Source organism: Chryseobacterium sp. 2P (genome assembly GCF_059579425.1).
Genome location: NZ_CM184194.1, coordinates 2762347 through 2779840, shown reverse-complemented (window position 1 = coordinate 2779840; position 17494 = coordinate 2762347). Strand labels below are relative to the sequence as shown.

Here is a 17494-nt window from a genome sequence, read left to right as displayed (position 1 = left end):
TTTGTAATTTTAGGCAAAATTTAAAAAAGTGAAAAAGTTACTATTTGCAATTTGTATATCAGCTTCAGTTTTCAGTTTTGCTCAGGATTATTCTGTACCGGTAGCAAGTCCGCGCCAGAAAGTAGAGCAGCAGTTTTCAATGTCTAAAATCACGATCGATTACGGAAGACCGGGGGTGAAAGGACGTAAAATCTTCGGAGAACTGGTTCCTTACGGACAGGTTTGGAGAGCAGGAGCGAATTCATCCACCAAAATTACTTTCGGACAATCTGTAAACTTCGGCGGAAAAATTGTTCCGGCAGGAACTTATGGATTATTCATCGTTCCGACAGAAAAAGAATGGAAAGTAATCTTAAACAAAGATTTCCAGCAGTGGGGAGCTTATACATATGATGCAAAACAGGACGTTGTAGATGTTACAGTTCCGGTTAATAAATTAGCAGACAAGCAGGAATGGTTCGAAATTACTCTGAATCCGACAGGCGAAAACTCAGCCAACCTTGTGTTAAAGTGGGATCTTTCTCAGGCGGAAGTTGCTTTAAAACCGTCAAGTCCTGAAGCAGTAAGTAAAATTGCAGATAAGCTGAAGGAAATCAAAAAAATCGAGTCAGACGCAGCAAAAACAAAAGGCTAAGAAATGAACTTTTCTATTCAGACTGTTTTAGAAAATGAAAAATATCAGTTAATCCCCTTACAACAAGGGGATTTTGAGTCTTTATACGAAGTGGCTTCCGATCCTAAAGTATGGGAACAGCATCCTAATAAAGACCGCTTCCAAAGAGAAGTTTTCGAAAATTTTTTCAGAGGAGCAATAGAAAGCAAAGGTGCCTTTAAAATTATTGAAAAAGAAACAGGAGCCGTTTTAGGAAGCAGCCGTTTTTATGATTATGATGAAGCAGAGAACAGTATTTTTATCGGCTACACATTTTACGGAACAAAATCTTGGGGAAAATGAATCAATCCACAGATCAAGAAATTAATGCTCGATTATATTTTTCAGTTTGTAGACGTGGTTCATTTTCATATCGGGAAAGAAAATTACCGTTCCCAGATTGCTTTGGAAAGATTAGGCGGAAAGAAAATTGCGGAGCAGGAAGTCGCGTATTTCGGAGAACCGACGAGAACTAACTTTGTGTATGAAATCAGAAAAGAAAATCATTGGGTTTAATTTTTTTTGCAGATTTCACATATGGAGTTTGTTTAAAATTTTTTAAAATAAAAATAGTCTTATTGGAAAACGCAAAGGCGCAAGATTTTTATCAATCTCAAACCTTTAAGGCGCAAGAAAATCAAAGATTTTCAATCAGGATTGATACTTAATTTTATCGCAGATAAAATCTTTGCGCCTTAAGATAAGACAATATTTAATGAATATTTTGCGCCTTTGCGATGGTTATAACTATTAAGTTTTAACATCCTATGGTTTAACAATTCAGATCTTATTGATCTGCGTGAGTTTTTATAAGTGAAACGGCTTTGTGAAACTAAAAAGCGATCACTAGTAAAAAACTTTGTTTACTTAGTGTTCAAAAAATAAAAAATAAATAATATGAAGAAATATAAAATTCAGCAATCCCCATTCGTTGTTCCTACCACAGACGGAAAACTCATCGAAGAACACTGGGGAAATTCAACAGGAAATTCCAATATTTCCATTGCACACATGGTTACACCGCCCAACTGGAGCGAACCGCATCAGACTCCCGAATTTGATGAATTCACCTTAATTATTTCAGGAAAAAAACAATTTGAAATTGACGGAGAAACAGTTGTTTTAGAAAAAGGACAAAGTATTTTAATAGAAAAAGGAGCAAGAGTGCGATACAGCAATCCGTTTTCAGAAGAATGTGAATATGTTGCCATCTGTCTTCCGGCTTTTTCTATGGATCTTGTAAACAGGGAAGAATAAAGAATAAAAGTATGGCACTACAAATTTGTCCGAAATGTAAAGAAAATTCCTTTACATGGTTTATCAACGGAAAGTCTCATCTAACCGTTTGGAGCTGTTTCAATTGTGATTACGAAGCAAAGAAAAGCGAAAGTGAGAAATACATTTGCGAAAACTGTGGAAACAAAACAAAAACAAAGCTTAAAGACAAAGAAACCGAATATTTCTGGTGTTCTGACTGCAACACGACAAGCGAACTATAAAGAAAACGACCTCTAATTTTGGAGGTCGTTTTTTTATGAAGATTATAATTATTTCAGAAGTTCTTTTAAAAACATCAGCGTGTGGTTCCACGCTCTTTTCGCCATCACTTCATTGTAATCCGGCGATTTAGGATCAGTAAAAGTATGTTTGGAGTGTGCATACGTAATAATCTGCCAGTCTGCGTTTCCATCATTCATTTCCTTCACCAGATTATTGTAATCTTCCGGACTTACCCCTCTGTCATCGGCAGGATTTTCCACCAGAATTTTTGTCAAGATCGGTCCGTTTTTTCTCGCCTGATCTTTTCCGATGCTTCCGTGGATAGAAACAACTCCCACCACAGGAAGATTTCCCCTCGCTGATTCCAAAGCTCCCGTTCCTCCGAAACAATAGCCGATTACCGCAATTTTTTCAGGAATTGCCCCGTTTTTTTTCAATTGTTCCAGTGCAAGTGAAATTCTCTTCTGGTACGCTTCGTAATTTTTCTTGTAATATCCCGAATTTTTCGCAGCCGTATCCATATTGGTCGGAATATTTCCCTCACCGTAAATATCCGCAATAAAAGCAACGTAGCCTTGTTTTTCAAGTTCGGCAGCGGCTGTTTTCGCTTCATCATCAATTCCTTTCCACGCAGGAAGAATCAGAACTCCCGGAAGTTTCTTTCCCGCATTGGAAGTAACCAGTCCGTTAAGTTTCTGCGCGCCGTCCTGGTAAGCCACAGGTTTCAGATTCTGACCAAAAAAAGTCACCGAAGTCATTAAAAATGAAGACAATAAAAGTGAACGTATCATATTTTGTAATTTAATTTTTTTTTAGGAGCTGTTTCCCGCTTTCGCTACTCGCTTTTTCTGAATTTCGGCGGTGGCGAAGCCACCGCCGAAATTCAGAAAAGAGCTCAGACATGCCGCTCAATCAGGGCTAAATATCTGTCTGTTAATCAATGTTGTAACAATACCATCAATAGTTCTGCCAAATTCAGCCATTGCCTGTTAAGATTTAATCAATAAAAATTATGAACATCTTTTGTTCTCTCAAAATTCAAGATTTTTCATTTAATCAAACCCCAAATTTTCAAGTTTGTTTAAACTAATTTTAAATTTAACAGCAAAAGAGACAAAAGACTTTATTGAATTTACTTAAAGTATTTCAAAAGTCTGCAAAGAGAAAAAATCTTTGATTTTTTTAACTTATGTGCTCTTTTTTCCATTTAATTATTAAACTTAAACAACTAAAGTGTTACAATATTTTGCGGTAAAAAAGTTTAAACAAGTTTTTCATAAAACAACAAACAATGCATTTCTAAATTATTGAAAAATAATCAGGAATTTAAATTACTAAAAATAACTCAAAATCAATAAAAATAAGATATAGAGTCTGTTTAAACTTTTTATTTAACCGCAAAAGCTGCAAAATATCTACTAAATTTTTTATTTAAAGTTGATTATTATAAATGAAAAAGCTCACAATAGTTTTTAAAAATTTTTGATTTTTATTCTTTTGAGCGCTTTTGTGGTTAATTCTGAATTAGTTGTAAAGTTTATCATTTAAATTTTCATCATCAATTTAACTCAATCAACCTAAAACTTAGCCTCAACCTCAATCAATCTTAACCTTAACCTCAATCTCAACCTCACTCCGGCTTATAAAACAGATACTGCTCATTCTCATAATACGCATGAATATGCTGCAAACCATTCGTCAGAACAATCTCTTTCGCTCCGATCACAGAATTATATCTTGCAGTCTGCTCAAAAGTCTTTTCGGTTAATTTAATTTGCGGAGCTTTGCATTCAATTAAAATTTTAGGCTGTGCTTTTTCAGTAATTAAAAGATCAACCCTCTTCGTTAAACCATTTAAAACAATCTTTTTTTCCGTAATTAATGCAGAAGCAGAGTAGGACTGTACCGTAAGATAATAATGGATCCAGTGTTGCCGTACCCACTCTTCAGGAGTCAGCAAAAGGTAAGTTTTACGAACCAAATCATAAATAAAAAACTTATCTTTGTCTTTCTTGAATTTAAAATCAAAAGTTTCCTGAAAATTCAGTTTTGGAAGTTCCATTTATAAGATGAAAGAATTAGATTTAATCCTCAAAAATATTAAAAATAAAGAAGTTTTACCGATTTATTTTTTTCACGGAGAAGAACCCTACTTTATAGATCTTGCTGTAAAAGCTCTCGAACACGACTTTCTGACGGAAGATGAAAAAGCATTCAACCAAACCGTAGTCTATGGGAAAGATACCACTTATCAGGAAGTTCTTTCTTTGGCGAGACAGTTTCCCATGATGGGCGACAAACAGGTTATCATTGTAAAAGAAGCGCAGGATTTAAGACTCGCCGAAAGCGAAAGCAATGCTCTGGAAATATACGTTCAGAATCCTGTTCCGTCCACCGTTCTGGTTTTTGCACACAAACATAAAAAATTAGACAGTAGGAAGAAAGTCACCAAATCTTTAGAAAAAGCGAAAGCATTATTTTTAAGCGAATCAATCCGCGAAAACAACCTTCCCAAATGGATTGCAGACGAATGTGCCGCACTAAAAATAAAAACAGCTCCCAATATCTCACATCTTTTAGCAGAATATTTAGGAAACGACCTTTCAAGAATTGCCAATGAGCTGAATAAACTGAAAATTATCCTGAAAGAAGGTGAAATTTTAGACGGAACCATCATCGAAAACCATATCGGAATCAGCAAAGAATACAATGTTTTTGAATTACAGAAAGCTTTAGGAACAAAAAATGCCAACGCAGCATTTAAAATTGCACATTTTATGGGCAAAAACCCTAAAAACAATCCTTTTGTGATGATGTTGGCAAGTTTATACAATTACTTTTCCAATGTCATTATTTATAACACGATGATGGGTCAGCCACCTCAGACAATTGCTGCACAAATGGGCGTAAATCCTTATTTTATAAAAGATTATGCAGAATCGGCGAGATTGTATCCATTAAAACATGCAACCAGAGTCATTTCAATTTTAAGAGAATTCGACATGAAAGGAAAAGGATTGGGCGCAGTAAATATGAGCGAAGCAGAACTGATTAAAGAATTGGTTTACAAAATTATAAATGTCGATAAAATTAAAATGAAAGTATGATTTTGATAACTGTTGCTGACTGATTGACCTCAATTGTATCATCAACTAATAATCGGCATTTAAAAACTACTATCGAAATTCAACATATTAGATATTGACAACTATCATTAAAATAACTTTAAATAAACAGTAAAAATTCCGAAATTAGCACTCGGAAATTTTAAATTTTTTTGAAAAGCAGAATATGGAGCAAAACATTTTAGATTGTGTGATCGTTGGATCTGGACCTTCTGGTTTCACAGCGGCAATTTATGCAGCAAGAGCAGACTTAAAACCTGAACTGTACACAGGTCTGGAGCCGGGCGGACAATTGACTACAACTACTGAAGTCGACAACTTTCCGGGATATCCCAACGGAATTACAGGTCCTGAAATGATGATGGATTTGCAGAAGCAGGCTGAAAGATTCGAAACAAAAGTACATTATGAAATGATTACTAAAGTTGAATTTTCAAAAGAAGTGGGAGGAGTTCATAAGCTGTACGCAGGAAATAAAGAAATTTATGCAAAAACAGTAATTATTTCTACCGGAGCTACTGCAAAATATTTAGGTCTTGATGACGAAAAAAAATACAACGGAGGAGGAGTTTCTGCCTGTGCGACGTGTGACGGATTTTTCTATAGAGGAAAAGATGTTGTGGTGGTAGGAGCAGGAGATACAGCAGCAGAAGAAGCAACTTATCTTGCAAAGCTGGTGAACAAAGTAACCATGTTGGTCAGAAAAAATGAATTCAGAGCTTCTAAAGCAATGGTTCACAGAGTGAATAATACGCCCAATATTGAAGTGAAGTTCCACCACGAGTTAATCGGTATTGAAGGAGAAAATAACCTTGTGGAAAGAGCGGTAGTCATTAATAATCAGACTCAGGAAAAATCTACCATTGATGTCCACGGAATTTTCATTGCCATTGGTCACAAGCCGAATACAGATATTTTCGTGGGACAGATTGATCTGGATGAAAACGGATATATTGTAACGGAAAAAGGTTCTTCAAGAACAAATCTTCCGGGAGTTTTTGCAGCAGGAGATGTTCAGGATCACATCTACAGACAGGCGATTACAGCTGCGGGAAGCGGTTGTATGGCAGCCATGGATGCAGAGAAGTATCTTGCAGAATTGCATTAATCTTAAGAAATTAAATATAAAAACGCATCTTTCGGGATGCGTTTTTTGTTTACAATTCGCACAAAAATTATTTTTAAAAGGGTATAATTAGAGTTTTTAACCGAAATAATTCACCTGATTTTTAGTTCATTATTAATTTTTGTTAAAATTTGTCAGGAAAATATTTTGTCAGAATTGAAAAACGTTCTATATTTGCACCACTGAAAACAACGATATAATCGGAGTTTCTGGAGAGTTGGCAGAGTGGTCGATTGCGGCAGTCTTGAAAACTGTTGACTGTAACAGGTCCGGGGGTTCGAATCCCTCACTCTCCGCAAAAAAAATCCTTCAAAGTAAAATTTGAAGGATTTTTTTTATTACTGCATATGTAATTTCAGACGTTTTTAGGATCAGGCTCAAAAGGGATCAAGCGAAAAATCTGGGGACTATACAAAAAGTTTAGCTGCTCTGAATAAGAAAAACGTTCTGTTATTTATCTGATTAAGCTCTTCATTTTCTGTAGTACCATCCGTTTATTTTCTGTTAAATTATTATTTGGTTCATAATTAATCTGCAAATTAAAAGATTTTATAAGTTGCAATATACTTTCAACTCAATTATAAGTTGTAGTTTAAAGTAAATTAATATTCCCGGAAGTACAGAGCATGATATTCTAAAACTGACGTTTAAAAGCGGTAATCATTGGCAAAAGAGAATTTACAAATTGAATTTCTTATGGTATTAAAAAGGGTTCCGGATGTATTTCTGTTTTTGTATTTATTGATTTTGAAAGCTGCTAAAATTAATTTTCTACAGATGATATTTAAACTTTATTTTACCTGAAATAATTTATTTTAATTTATGCTGAATTCTGTTATTTGTAATTTTCTAATCGCTTACATGCAAAAACGGTAAAAAAAAATATCAATTTTTAACGTTTTTTAGCTTTAAAAGTGTTTTTTTTACACTTGTTTGTATTTTTTTTAGGTTATTTTTTTTACAATTCTTATCATAATATTTATCTAAAAAAATCACTTATTTTCTTATTGTAATCTCCATCATAAATACTTGTTAATTGATGCATTACAATATTGATAAGTGTAATTTTAATGATAACCTTATCATAATTTGTATGTGAATGTTTTCATAAAAAATCGATATGTAAATTGCTGATATTTAGGTCTTAGTGTGAAAATTATTTTTTTTATTCATTTGAATTTTTATATTTGTCATGTTACATAAATGTTAACACTTGCATGAGCCCCAATTTTATACATACCTATGTTTCGGTTGACTGTGTTGTTTTTGGTTTCGACCATGAAAACAGATTAAATATCTTATTAGTAGAAAGGCATCTTGATGAAGAAAGACAGATAAAACTTCCGGGAAGTCTCATTTTTAGTGATGAAGATGTGGACGATGCTGCAGAAAGGGTGCTGCACGAGCTTACAGGAATTAAAAAAATGGTTCTGAAACAATTTAAGTGTTTTGCAGATCCTATGAGAGCCAATAATGAAAACGATATCCAATGGATGGGAACAGAGTACAAACAGCATATCGACAGAATTATTACCGTTGCCTATCTTTCTCTGTGTAAGATTGATCATAAGATTAACAGTACAAAATACAGCACGGTAGATTGGTTTCCCATTGATGAGGTTCCTTCTCTGCCGTTTGATCATAATAAAATTATTAATGAATCTTTAGGGGAGGTAAGAAAATGGATAGAAGTGGATTTCTCTATTATATTTGAGCTTCTTCCAAAAAAGTTTACCATTAGACAGCTCTATCAGTTGTACAGTGCATTAAGTGAAAAACAAATTGATATTAAAAACTTTCATAAAAAAATCTCCTCGTTCAATTATATTATACCATTGGATGAGATTGAAAAGAACGTATCGCATCGTGCAGCCAGATATTATAAATTCGATGCCAAAATTTACAAGAAAAACAATACTAAACTAATAAAATAATACCTTTTTAAAACTATATGTACTTACTAGGCTATGATATCGGCAGTTCTTCTGTGAAAGTTTGTCTCGTTGAAGCATCCAGCGGAAAAGTAATCGCATCCGAATTTTCACCTAAAAAAGAGATGAAAATTACTGCAATTCATCCCGGTTGGGCAGAGCAGAATCCTGTCGACTGGTGGACAAATCTGAAGCTGGCTCATGAAGCGGTAATGCATGAAGCCGGTATAAATGCGGAAGACATTAAAGGAATTGGTATTACCTGGCAAATGCATGGTTTAATTTTGGTAGACAAAGATCAGAACCTGTTAAGACCCTCCATCATCTGGTGCGACAGCCGTGCTGTTCCTTATGGAGAAAAAGCCTTTAAAGAAATCGGAGAAGAAAAATGTTTATCTCATCTCTTAAATTCTCCCGGGAATTTCACCGCTTCAAAATTAGCCTGGGTAAAAGAGAATGAGCCGGAAATTTTCGAAAAAATAGACAAAATAATGCTTCCAGGAGATTACATTGCCATGAGACTTTCCGGAGAGATCGGAATAACGGTTGAAGGCTTGTCAGAAGGGATTTTCTGGGACTTTAAAAACAATTGCATCTCAGAAGATGTCATTAATTATTACGGGATTCCGAAAAGCTTTTTTCCTGAAATCGTACCTACATTCGGAATTCAGTCAGCAGTTTCTGCCGTAGCGGCAGAGGAATTAGGCTTAAAAGAAGGAACACCCATTTCCTACAGAGCAGGAGATCAGCCGAATAATGCATTATCACTCAATGTTTTTAATCCTGGAGAAATCGCTTCCACAGCAGGAACTTCAGGCGTTGTTTACGGTGTTTTAGATAAATTAGACTACGATAAACTATCAAGAGTAAATACTTTCGCGCACGTTAATCATACCGAAGAATTAACGAGATTAGGAGTTTTACTTTGCATTAACGGAACAGGAATTTTAAATTCCTGGTTAAAACATAATCTGGCAACCTCCCTGTCTTCTTACGGAGACATGAACGACATGGCATCGCTTTCACCGGTAGGAGCCAAAGGATTAAGCATCATCCCTTTCGGAAACGGAGCAGAAAGAGTACTCGAAAATAAAGAAACCAATTGCTCCATTCACGGGATTAATTTTAATATCCATACCAAAGGAGATATTCTGCGTGCCGCACAGGAGGGAATAGTATTTTCCTATGAATACGGAATGGACATCATGAGAAATATCGGGATGGATATTCAGGTGATCCGTGCAGGAAATGCCAATATGTTCCTGAGTTCAATTTTCAGAAAATCACTGGCGGGAGTAAGCAATGCCGTTATTGAACTTTATGATACCGACGGAGCGGTAGGTGCTGCAAGAGCCGCAGGAATGGGAATAGGCTTTTACGTAGATTCTAAGGAAGCCTTTGCCTCTCTGGAAAGAATAGCCGTAATAGAACCGCAACTGGAAAAAAGAGAACAATACTTAGAAGCCTATTCAAGATGGAAACAGCATCTTAACGAAATAGTATAATCACCAATACAAAAAGATTTTTTATTGTACTTATTGATTCTTCAGAATCAGTGAGCAGGGAAACTTTATGCTGAATTTTAAAATTAAACTAAAAATTAAAACAAATATATGAACACTTTAACAGGTACAAAAGAGTTTTTTACAGGTATCGACAAAATCAAATTTGAAGGAAAAGAAAGCAGGAATCCGATGGCTTTCAGATATTATGATGCAGAAAGAATTGTGATGGGAAAACCTATGAAAGACTGGACACGTTTTGCAATGGCTTGGTGGCATACCTTATGTGCAAACGGAAGCGATCCGTTTGGAGGACCAACAATTCATCATCCATGGGACATCGGAAACGATGCCGTAACCAGAGCAATGCATAAAATGGACGCAGGGTTTGAATTCATGTCTAAAATGGGTTTTAACTATTACTGTTTTCACGACATCGATCTTGTAGATCCTGCCGATAACTGGAAAGACTACGAGAAGAATCTTCAGGCTGTAGTGGAATATGCAAAACAAAAGCAGCAGGAAACCGGAATTAAACTTTTATGGGGAACGGCAAACGTTTTCACTCATGAAAGATACATGAACGGAGCTTCCACGAACCCGAATTTTGATGTTGTTGCGTGCGCAGGAACTCAGGTTAAAAATTCTATTGATGCTACAATTGCTCTTGGTGGCGAAAACTATGTGTTCTGGGGAGGAAGAGAAGGTTACATGAGTCTTTTAAATACCGATATGAAGCGTGAAAAAGACCATTTGGCACGTTTTCTTACCATGTCCAGAGACTACGCCCGTCAGCAGGGTTTTACAGGAACTTTCCTTATTGAGCCCAAACCGATGGAGCCTACAAAACACCAGTATGATTACGATTCTGAAACGGTGATCGGCTTCCTGAGACATTACGGATTAGATAAAGATTTTAAATTAAATATTGAAGTGAACCACGCAACACTAGCAGGTCATACTTTCGAGCATGAGCTTCAGGTGGCGGTAGATGCAGGACTTTTAGGAAGCATCGATGCAAACAGAGGAGACTATCAGAACGGATGGGATACAGATCAGTTTCCGGTAGATTATTTAGATATGGTTCAGGCATGGCTGGTGTTACTTCCTGCAGGAGGTTTAGGAAACGGAGGAGTTAACTTCGATGCTAAAATCAGAAGAAACTCTATTGATCCTGAAGATTTGTTTATTTCTCATATTTCGGGAATGGATGTTTTCGCGAAAGGATTATTAGCCGCAGCAGATATTCTTGAAAATTCAGATTATAAAAAACTGAGAACAGACCGTTACGCATCTTTCGATAACGGAAACGGAAAGGCTTTTGAAGCAGGAACGCTTACTTTGGAAGATCTTCAGAGGATAGCTCATGAAATTGGGGAACCACAGCCAAAAAGCGGAAAGCAGGAATTGTTTGAAGCGATTGTGAATATGTATATCTAAATAAACGTAAAAAGGCTGCTAAACACTAAGGATTTCTCAAAACGATAATTATTAATAGCCTTTTTATTCAACCCTAATATTAAACGTAATAATTATGAATCGATCTTATTTAGCTAAAACCAATAAAGCCGCGCTCTTTTTTGCAATGGCTTTATTACCTTCCGGTTTAGCCTATTCTCAGAGTAAAAAAGATACTGTTGCTAAGGAGAAAAAAATAGAAGAAGTAGTGGTAATCGGGTACGGAACCCAAAGAAAGGAAGCCGTAACAGGCTCCGTAGCATCTGTAAAAGGAGATGTTTTAAGAGAAGTACCTACTGCTAACATTACTCAGGCATTGCAGGGAAGAACCGCAGGGGTAGATATTAGCCAGACATCTACAAAACCCGGAGCCAGCATGCAGATTCGCATCAGAGGAACACGATCTTTAACACCCAATGCGAATGATCCGTTAATTGTTCTTGATGGAATTCCGTTTGTGGGATCACTTGGTGACATCAGTTCCAGTGACATTAAAAGTATAGATATCCTGAAAGATGCTTCTGCAACTGCGATTTATGGTTCCAGAGGAGCGAACGGAGTTATTTTGGTAACAACAAACAGAGGTTCCAAAGGTCAGAAGCCGAGATTTACTTACAATTCTTTCACAGGAGTTCAGACCTTGTTTTCAAGGTTTCCGATGATGGACGGTCCTAAATTGGCTAAATTAAGAGCTGATGCAGGAAATATTTACGGATTAGGAAAAGATGAAACATTAGACACCAATACAGATTGGCAAAAGCTGTATTACAAACCGGCCATGATGACCAGTCATGATGTAGGGGTTTCGGGGGGAACGGAAGGAGGTAATTACAACGTAGGTTTATCCTATTTTAAGCAGGACGCTTTAATTCCGATCCAGAATTATGAAAGATTCTCACTAAGGATTGCTTTGGATCAACAGGTTGGTAAAAGCTTCAAATTCGGATTTACATCCAATACCAACTATACAGTGTCAGAAGGGAATGGCGTGGCAGGAGCGCCGGTTCTGGGCAACTCTCCGCTAGCAAACCCTTATAATGCAGATGGAAGTATTAAAAGAACCATTAGTACGGCATCGAATATTGATCAGTCCTGGGTATACATCAGAAAAACCCTCGAAAATCTGGGGGATAAATATGTAGATGAAAGCAAAGGTCTTTCTTCATACAATAATTTATATGGAGAAGTAAGCTTGCCGATTAGCGGTTTGAAATACAGATTAAATGTCGGATTGGATTATACCACTTCTAACAGCGGAAACTATACAGGAGTAGGGGTTTTCAATGTGAATTCAGCCGCTCCTTCCAGTGCAGGAAAAGGAAACAGCCAGACTTATCACTGGACATTAGAAAATTTATTAACCTATGACAAAACTTTTGGAAAACATAAGATTAATGCTGTAGCTTTATACTCTGCAGAAGGAAATCGGTATATCAGCAGCTATATGAGTGCCAAAAATGTACCGTCAGACTTCTTCCAGTATTACAATTTGGGACAGTCTCCGCAAGCAGATATTTCTGTGAAGCCTGAAGATCAGGTATATGTACAGAGAGGGCTTATATCGTATATGGGACGTGCTATGTACACCTATGATAATAAATACATGATTACAGCAACGCTTCGTGCAGATGGTGCATCTGTTTTGGCACCGGGTAACAAATGGCATACCTATCCCGCAATATCTTTAGGCTGGAATTTGGCGAATGAATCTTTCATGCAGAGTCTCAAAGCCATCAATCAGTTCAAATTAAGATACGGATGGGGGCAGACTTCCAATCAGGCGGTTGGTCCGTACACTACCAAAGGTACTTTAGGGGTTGTTCCGTATAATTTCGGAAATACAAATACGACAGGGGTATATATTACTACTGCACCAAATCCAGAGTTGGGCTGGGAATACTCTAAAACCAATAACTTCGGTTTGGATTTCGGATTATTTAATAATAGATTGACAGGTACTGTAGAGTATTACAGAACTAAAACAGAGCAGGTTTTATCTCCGACAAATCTTCCTATATCCGGAGGTATTGCAAGTGTAACGAACAATATAGGACAGATAGAAAACAAAGGTTGGGAAGTTTCACTTAATGGTACGATCATAAACAATCCTGATGGCTTCAGCTGGGATGCAGGAGTTAACTGGTATGCCAACAGAAATCAGATTTTAGCTTTGAATTCAGGGACTACCCGTGATGTGGCGAACAATTGGTTTGTAGGACATAATATCAATGCGATCTATGACTATCAGAACATTGGCTTGTGGCAGCAGGGAGATCCTTATCTGAATATATTGGAGCCGGGTGGTAATATAGGGATGATTAAAGTTCTTTACACCGGCGGTTACAATGCAGATGGTACTCCGGTAAGAGCAATCGGTCCGGACGACAGACAAATTATCGATACAGCTCCGGATTGGCAGGGTGGTTTCAATATGAGATTTGCTTACAAAAATTTTGAATTGAGTACTGTAGGTGCATTTCAGCATGGTGGTGTTTTAATCAGTTCTATTTATGGTTCTTCGGGTTATCTTAACAGATTAACGGGAAGAGGGAATAACGTAGATGTAGATTACTGGACGGCAGAAAATCCGAATGTAAGATATCCTAAGCCGGGAGGTATAATGAGTGGAGATAATCCGAAATACGGTTCTACTCTTGCTTACTTCGATGGATCTTATCTTAAACTGAGAACAATAACACTAGGTTATAATTTGAAGAAAGAATTTTTAGATGATCTGAAATTAAATAGTTTAAGAATTTATGTAACGGTAACTAATCCTCTGGTTCTTTTCTCTCCTTATCATAAAGAATCAGGGATGGATCCTGAACCGAACTCTTACGGTAACCAGAATCAGGCGGTAAACAGCAGTCTTCCTTATAATGCGCGTCAGCTGATTATAGGAACCAATAATCCGTCTACACGTAATTATCTAATGGGAATCAATTTATCTTTTTAAATTACAAAATCATGATCAAGTTTAATAAAAAAATAGTTTTAGGAGCGTTTTTCTTCTCGCTTTGCTTATCCAGTTGTAATGAAATTCTGGACGAACAGCCAAGATCTAACTATACGGTGGATTATTTTAATACGCCGGATGGGGTAACAGCAGGGGTTACATCTTTATACAGAAGTTTGCGTTTATTGTATGGTAACGGCTACTTCATGAGTAACTGCCAGAACGGAACCGACGAATCTACTTTTGCACAGAGTGCAGACGGAAACTTTAAAGAATTGGACTTTTCAGGAAATGGTAATGTTACGCCCGCTTCTTTCCCTCCGAGTATGATTTGGGGATCTGTATTCCCTTCTATTAATACCGCAAACGGAATTGTAGAAAGAGGTCCGCAGTTTGGTGTGGCAGAATCATTAATTTCCGAAGCAAGATTCTTCAGAGCATTTGATTACTTTATGCTGGTTCAGACGTATGGAGGAGTTCCGTTAGATTTGGGAGCAGGAGAACTTGCACTCAATACAAATGCGATAACAACTTCTAAAAGAAATACCGTTCCGGAAGTTTACACCAGAGGAATTTTTCCTGATCTCAGAAAAGCAATAGATAATTTACCTGCTTCACCAAGAGTAACGGGAGGAGTAACGAAAAATGTTGCAAGATTATTTTTAGCAAAAGCCTACCTTACATACGGATGGTGGCTGCAGAATCCGAACAGCATTCCAACGTATCCGGACGCTCCAAGAACCGATCCGGATGGTCATAATGCACAATGGTACTTCCAGCAGGCGTATGACACAGCTATGCAGGGAATAACTACTCCCGGTCCATATGCTTTACAACCTACATTTTATGATGTCAATGTAGGATCAAACGACAGAAACAACGAATGTATGCTATATGCGGATCATACTCAGGCTAGTGCATTTTATAACGAATCAGATCCTGTAGGTTTCGGTTCCGGATGGGCTCCTGATAACTTCGCTGCGTGGATGCAGACATGGAACTACACCAACCTGAAGAGCAGCAGTTCTGCAACAACCTTTACTGCTGTAAGTTCTGTACAGCGTGCTGCAACACAATCTTTAGGTCGTCCATGGGTTCGTATGGCTCCTCCGATTGGAGTTATTCAGAATACATTTGCTGATAAAACTACCGATTCAAGATATGACGGTACTTTTGTTACGACTTACAGAGGTAATTGGGACAAAGCAGGTGTTACAAACCCTGTTCTGTATAATGCCAATAACTTACCTGTACAGCCGGGAGGAGCGATTCTGAGCTTCCTTAACGATGATTCCCAAACGCCAACTTATCCTTCAGGAGCAGGGCAAAACGGTGTGGGCGCAGGTACATTACCGGGAAGAGCAGATTGGGTAGTTGCACCAAACGGAATCAGCAGAATTGTTTATCCGGGATTGTGGAAAATCGGAACGTACCGTACGGATGATCCAAACGGACTGGGATATCCGAACGCGGGGCTTACTCGCCCTTTCAACGTAGCAAAATTCTCAGAATTCTACTTTATCGCAGCAGAAGCAGCTGTAAAAGGAGCTTCAGGTTCTATGACGGCGAGAGATTTAATTAATGTAATCCGTGCAAGAGCAGGAAAATGGAAATTTAATAACGCTCAAAATACAACGTACATTGCAGATAATAGTGCCGCAATGACTGCTGCAACGCCTTCTGTAATTACTATTGATTATATTCTGGCAGAAAGATCCCGTGAATACTACGGAGAATTCTACAGATGGTACGATTTAGTACGTACACAGAAATGGGGCGAATACGCAGCTTCTTATAAAATCGGAGGTACTGCTTATGGAAACCATACACCGCAGACCGTAACACGTAATATTCAGCCGTTCCATTATCTGAGACCGATTCCGCAGGGACAAATCGATGCCATGAGTGGTGCAACTGCTGAAGAAAAAGCAAAATACCAGAATCCTGGTTATTAAAAGTGAGTTAGTTTCACATTCATATATAGTTTACAGGGCAGATCCTAAAATATCTGCCTTGTTTTTTAATTAAAAATTTTAATGGTATGGAAAAAACATGGCGTTGGTTTGGGAAAAACGATAAAATTAAATTACAAACCCTTTTACAAATTGGTGTAGAAGGTATTGTTTCGGCATTACACGACATTCCTAACGGAGAAATCTGGAGCTTAGAGGCTGTTAACGATTATAAAAATTATATAGAAAGTCACGGTCTTCGCTGGTCTGTTGTAGAGAGTCTTCCCGTAAGCGAAGCGATCAAATACGGAGGAGAAGACCGTGATTTTTTAATAGAAAATTATATTAAAAGTCTCGAAAACTTAGGAAAAGCAGGGATAACTACGGTTTGCTACAATTTTATGCCGGTTTTAGACTGGGCAAGAACAGATCTTTTCCATGAGTGGGAAGACGGTTCATCATCATTGTACTTTAACAAAGCAAGATTTGCTTATTTTGAAATTCATATTCTTAAAAGAAAAGGAGCAGAAAAAGATTACACTCAGGAAATTCTTCAAAAAGTTGAAGAACTGAAAAATACACTCACAGAAAAAGATAACCATGATCTGATCGATTCAGTTATTGTGAAAACACAGGGATTCGTTAACGGAAACATTAAAGAAGGCGAATTAAATCCCGTAGAAAAATTTAACAATTTACTGGCATTATATGATGGGATTGATAAAAATCAGCTTCGCGAAAACCTGAAATATTTCCTCGAAAAAATAATGCCGGTTTGTGAAGAATGGAATATCCAGATGTGTGTTCATCCCGATGATCCGCCCTTCGCATTACTCGGTTTACCAAGAATTGTCACCAACGAAGAAGATATCGACTGGTTTCTGAATGCAGTAGACAATTCCTATAACGGACTGACTTTCTGTGCAGGTTCTTTGAGTGCCAATCTACAAAACGATGTTCCGAAACTGGCTCAGAAATTTGCTCACAGAACAAAATTTGTTCATCTCAGAAGCACCAATGTTTTTGAAAACGGAGACTTTATTGAAGCACATCATTTAAGCGGAAGAGGAAAGTTAATCGATGTAATAAGAGTATTTGAAAAAGAAAATCCCGATCTGCCCATGAGAATTGATCACGGAAGATTATTGTCGGAAGATACAGATAAAGGCTATAATCCGGGATATTCTTTCTTGGGAAGGATGCTGGCTTTAGGACAGATAGAAGGAGTAATGGCAGCCGTACAGAATGAAATGAACAAAAAACTTTAGTAAGACAGAACCCGAAGGGTTCAA

The 17494-nt window shown here is 37.2% G+C and carries 13 protein-coding genes, 1 tRNA gene and 1 pseudogene; 13 read left to right on the top strand and 2 right to left on the bottom strand.

Going from position 1 to position 17494, the window contains the following annotated elements; translation table 11 throughout:
- Positions 1-28 precede the first annotated feature (28 nt).
- From AC52CF_RS12680 to AC52CF_RS12665, 4 genes and pseudogenes are all read left to right on the top strand, one after another.
- Positions 29-634, top strand: a complete 606-nt coding sequence (locus AC52CF_RS12680) for a DUF2911 domain-containing protein (protein ID WP_214589366.1) — start codon at positions 29-31, stop codon at positions 632-634.
- A gap of 3 nt (positions 635-637) precedes the next feature.
- A pseudogene (locus AC52CF_RS12675) lies at positions 638-1168 on the top strand (GNAT family N-acetyltransferase).
- A 381-nt stretch (positions 1169-1549) separates the two neighbouring features.
- Complete coding sequence (locus AC52CF_RS12670; RefSeq protein WP_214589368.1) at positions 1550-1909, top strand: cupin domain-containing protein; 360 nt, start codon at positions 1550-1552, stop codon at positions 1907-1909.
- Between the two features lie 11 nt (positions 1910-1920).
- Positions 1921-2151 (top strand): hypothetical protein, encoded by a 231-nt coding sequence (locus tag AC52CF_RS12665; RefSeq protein WP_214589369.1) that lies wholly within the window; start codon positions 1921-1923, stop codon positions 2149-2151.
- Between the two features lie 48 nt (positions 2152-2199).
- Here the strand turns inward: AC52CF_RS12665 and AC52CF_RS12660 are convergent, their stop codons facing one another.
- Positions 2200-2943, bottom strand: coding sequence for a dienelactone hydrolase family protein (locus tag AC52CF_RS12660; RefSeq protein ID WP_214589370.1), 744 nt, complete (start codon positions 2941-2943; stop codon positions 2200-2202).
- A gap of 839 nt (positions 2944-3782) precedes the next feature.
- Entirely contained in the window at positions 3783-4214 is a 432-nt protein-coding gene (locus AC52CF_RS12655) for a type I restriction enzyme HsdR N-terminal domain-containing protein (RefSeq protein ID WP_214589371.1), read from the bottom strand.
- 7 nt (positions 4215-4221) lie between these two features.
- Here AC52CF_RS12655 and holA point away from each other — a divergent pair, with 7 nt between their 5' ends.
- The 9 genes from holA to uxuA all read left to right on the top strand — a co-directional run bounded on the left by holA (position 4222) and on the right by uxuA (position 17470).
- A complete protein-coding gene (gene holA / locus AC52CF_RS12650) occupies positions 4222-5259 on the top strand; it encodes a DNA polymerase III subunit delta (protein ID WP_214589372.1) in 1038 nt (345 codons plus the stop codon).
- Between the two features lie 184 nt (positions 5260-5443).
- Positions 5444-6385: a thioredoxin-disulfide reductase gene (trxB, locus tag AC52CF_RS12645; RefSeq protein ID WP_214589373.1), complete on the top strand. Its 942-nt coding sequence runs from the start codon at positions 5444-5446 to the stop codon at positions 6383-6385.
- 229 nt (positions 6386-6614) lie between these two features.
- Positions 6615-6699, top strand: a tRNA-Ser gene (locus tag AC52CF_RS12640).
- Between the two features lie 921 nt (positions 6700-7620).
- A complete protein-coding gene (locus AC52CF_RS12635; protein ID WP_214589402.1) occupies positions 7621-8337 on the top strand; it encodes an NUDIX hydrolase in 717 nt (238 codons plus the stop codon).
- Between the two features lie 17 nt (positions 8338-8354).
- Entirely contained in the window at positions 8355-9839 is a 1485-nt protein-coding gene (locus AC52CF_RS12630; RefSeq protein WP_496517228.1) for a xylulokinase, read from the top strand.
- Between the two features lie 108 nt (positions 9840-9947).
- Positions 9948-11276, top strand: a complete 1329-nt coding sequence (gene xylA / locus AC52CF_RS12625) for a xylose isomerase (protein ID WP_076396190.1) — start codon at positions 9948-9950, stop codon at positions 11274-11276.
- A 94-nt stretch (positions 11277-11370) separates the two neighbouring features.
- Positions 11371-14250: a SusC/RagA family TonB-linked outer membrane protein gene (locus AC52CF_RS12620; protein WP_214589405.1), complete on the top strand. Its 2880-nt coding sequence runs from the start codon at positions 11371-11373 to the stop codon at positions 14248-14250.
- An 11-nt stretch (positions 14251-14261) separates the two neighbouring features.
- Entirely contained in the window at positions 14262-16205 is a 1944-nt protein-coding gene (locus tag AC52CF_RS12615; RefSeq protein WP_214589406.1) for a RagB/SusD family nutrient uptake outer membrane protein, read from the top strand.
- An 86-nt stretch (positions 16206-16291) separates the two neighbouring features.
- Positions 16292-17470, top strand: coding sequence for a mannonate dehydratase (uxuA, locus tag AC52CF_RS12610; RefSeq protein WP_214589407.1), 1179 nt, complete (start codon positions 16292-16294; stop codon positions 17468-17470).
- The last annotated feature ends 24 nt before the right edge of the window (positions 17471-17494 follow it).

Coding starts and splice junctions, on each gene's coding strand:
- AC52CF_RS12670 (WP_214589368.1), top strand. CDS start 1,550: ATGAAGAAATATAAAATTCAGCAATCCCCATTCGTTGTTCCTACCACA.
- AC52CF_RS12665 (WP_214589369.1), top strand. CDS start 1,921: ATGGCACTACAAATTTGTCCGAAATGTAAAGAAAATTCCTTTACATGG.
- AC52CF_RS12660 (WP_214589370.1), bottom strand. CDS start 2,943: ATGATACGTTCACTTTTATTGTCTTCATTTTTAATGACTTCGGTGACT.
- AC52CF_RS12655 (WP_214589371.1), bottom strand. CDS start 4,214: ATGGAACTTCCAAAACTGAATTTTCAGGAAACTTTTGATTTTAAATTC.
- holA (WP_214589372.1), top strand. CDS start 4,222: ATGAAAGAATTAGATTTAATCCTCAAAAATATTAAAAATAAAGAAGTT.
- trxB (WP_214589373.1), top strand. CDS start 5,444: ATGGAGCAAAACATTTTAGATTGTGTGATCGTTGGATCTGGACCTTCT.
- AC52CF_RS12635 (WP_214589402.1), top strand. CDS start 7,621: ATGAGCCCCAATTTTATACATACCTATGTTTCGGTTGACTGTGTTGTT.
- AC52CF_RS12630 (WP_496517228.1), top strand. CDS start 8,355: ATGTACTTACTAGGCTATGATATCGGCAGTTCTTCTGTGAAAGTTTGT.
- xylA (WP_076396190.1), top strand. CDS start 9,948: ATGAACACTTTAACAGGTACAAAAGAGTTTTTTACAGGTATCGACAAA.
- AC52CF_RS12620 (WP_214589405.1), top strand. CDS start 11,371: ATGAATCGATCTTATTTAGCTAAAACCAATAAAGCCGCGCTCTTTTTT.
- AC52CF_RS12615 (WP_214589406.1), top strand. CDS start 14,262: ATGATCAAGTTTAATAAAAAAATAGTTTTAGGAGCGTTTTTCTTCTCG.
- uxuA (WP_214589407.1), top strand. CDS start 16,292: ATGGAAAAAACATGGCGTTGGTTTGGGAAAAACGATAAAATTAAATTA.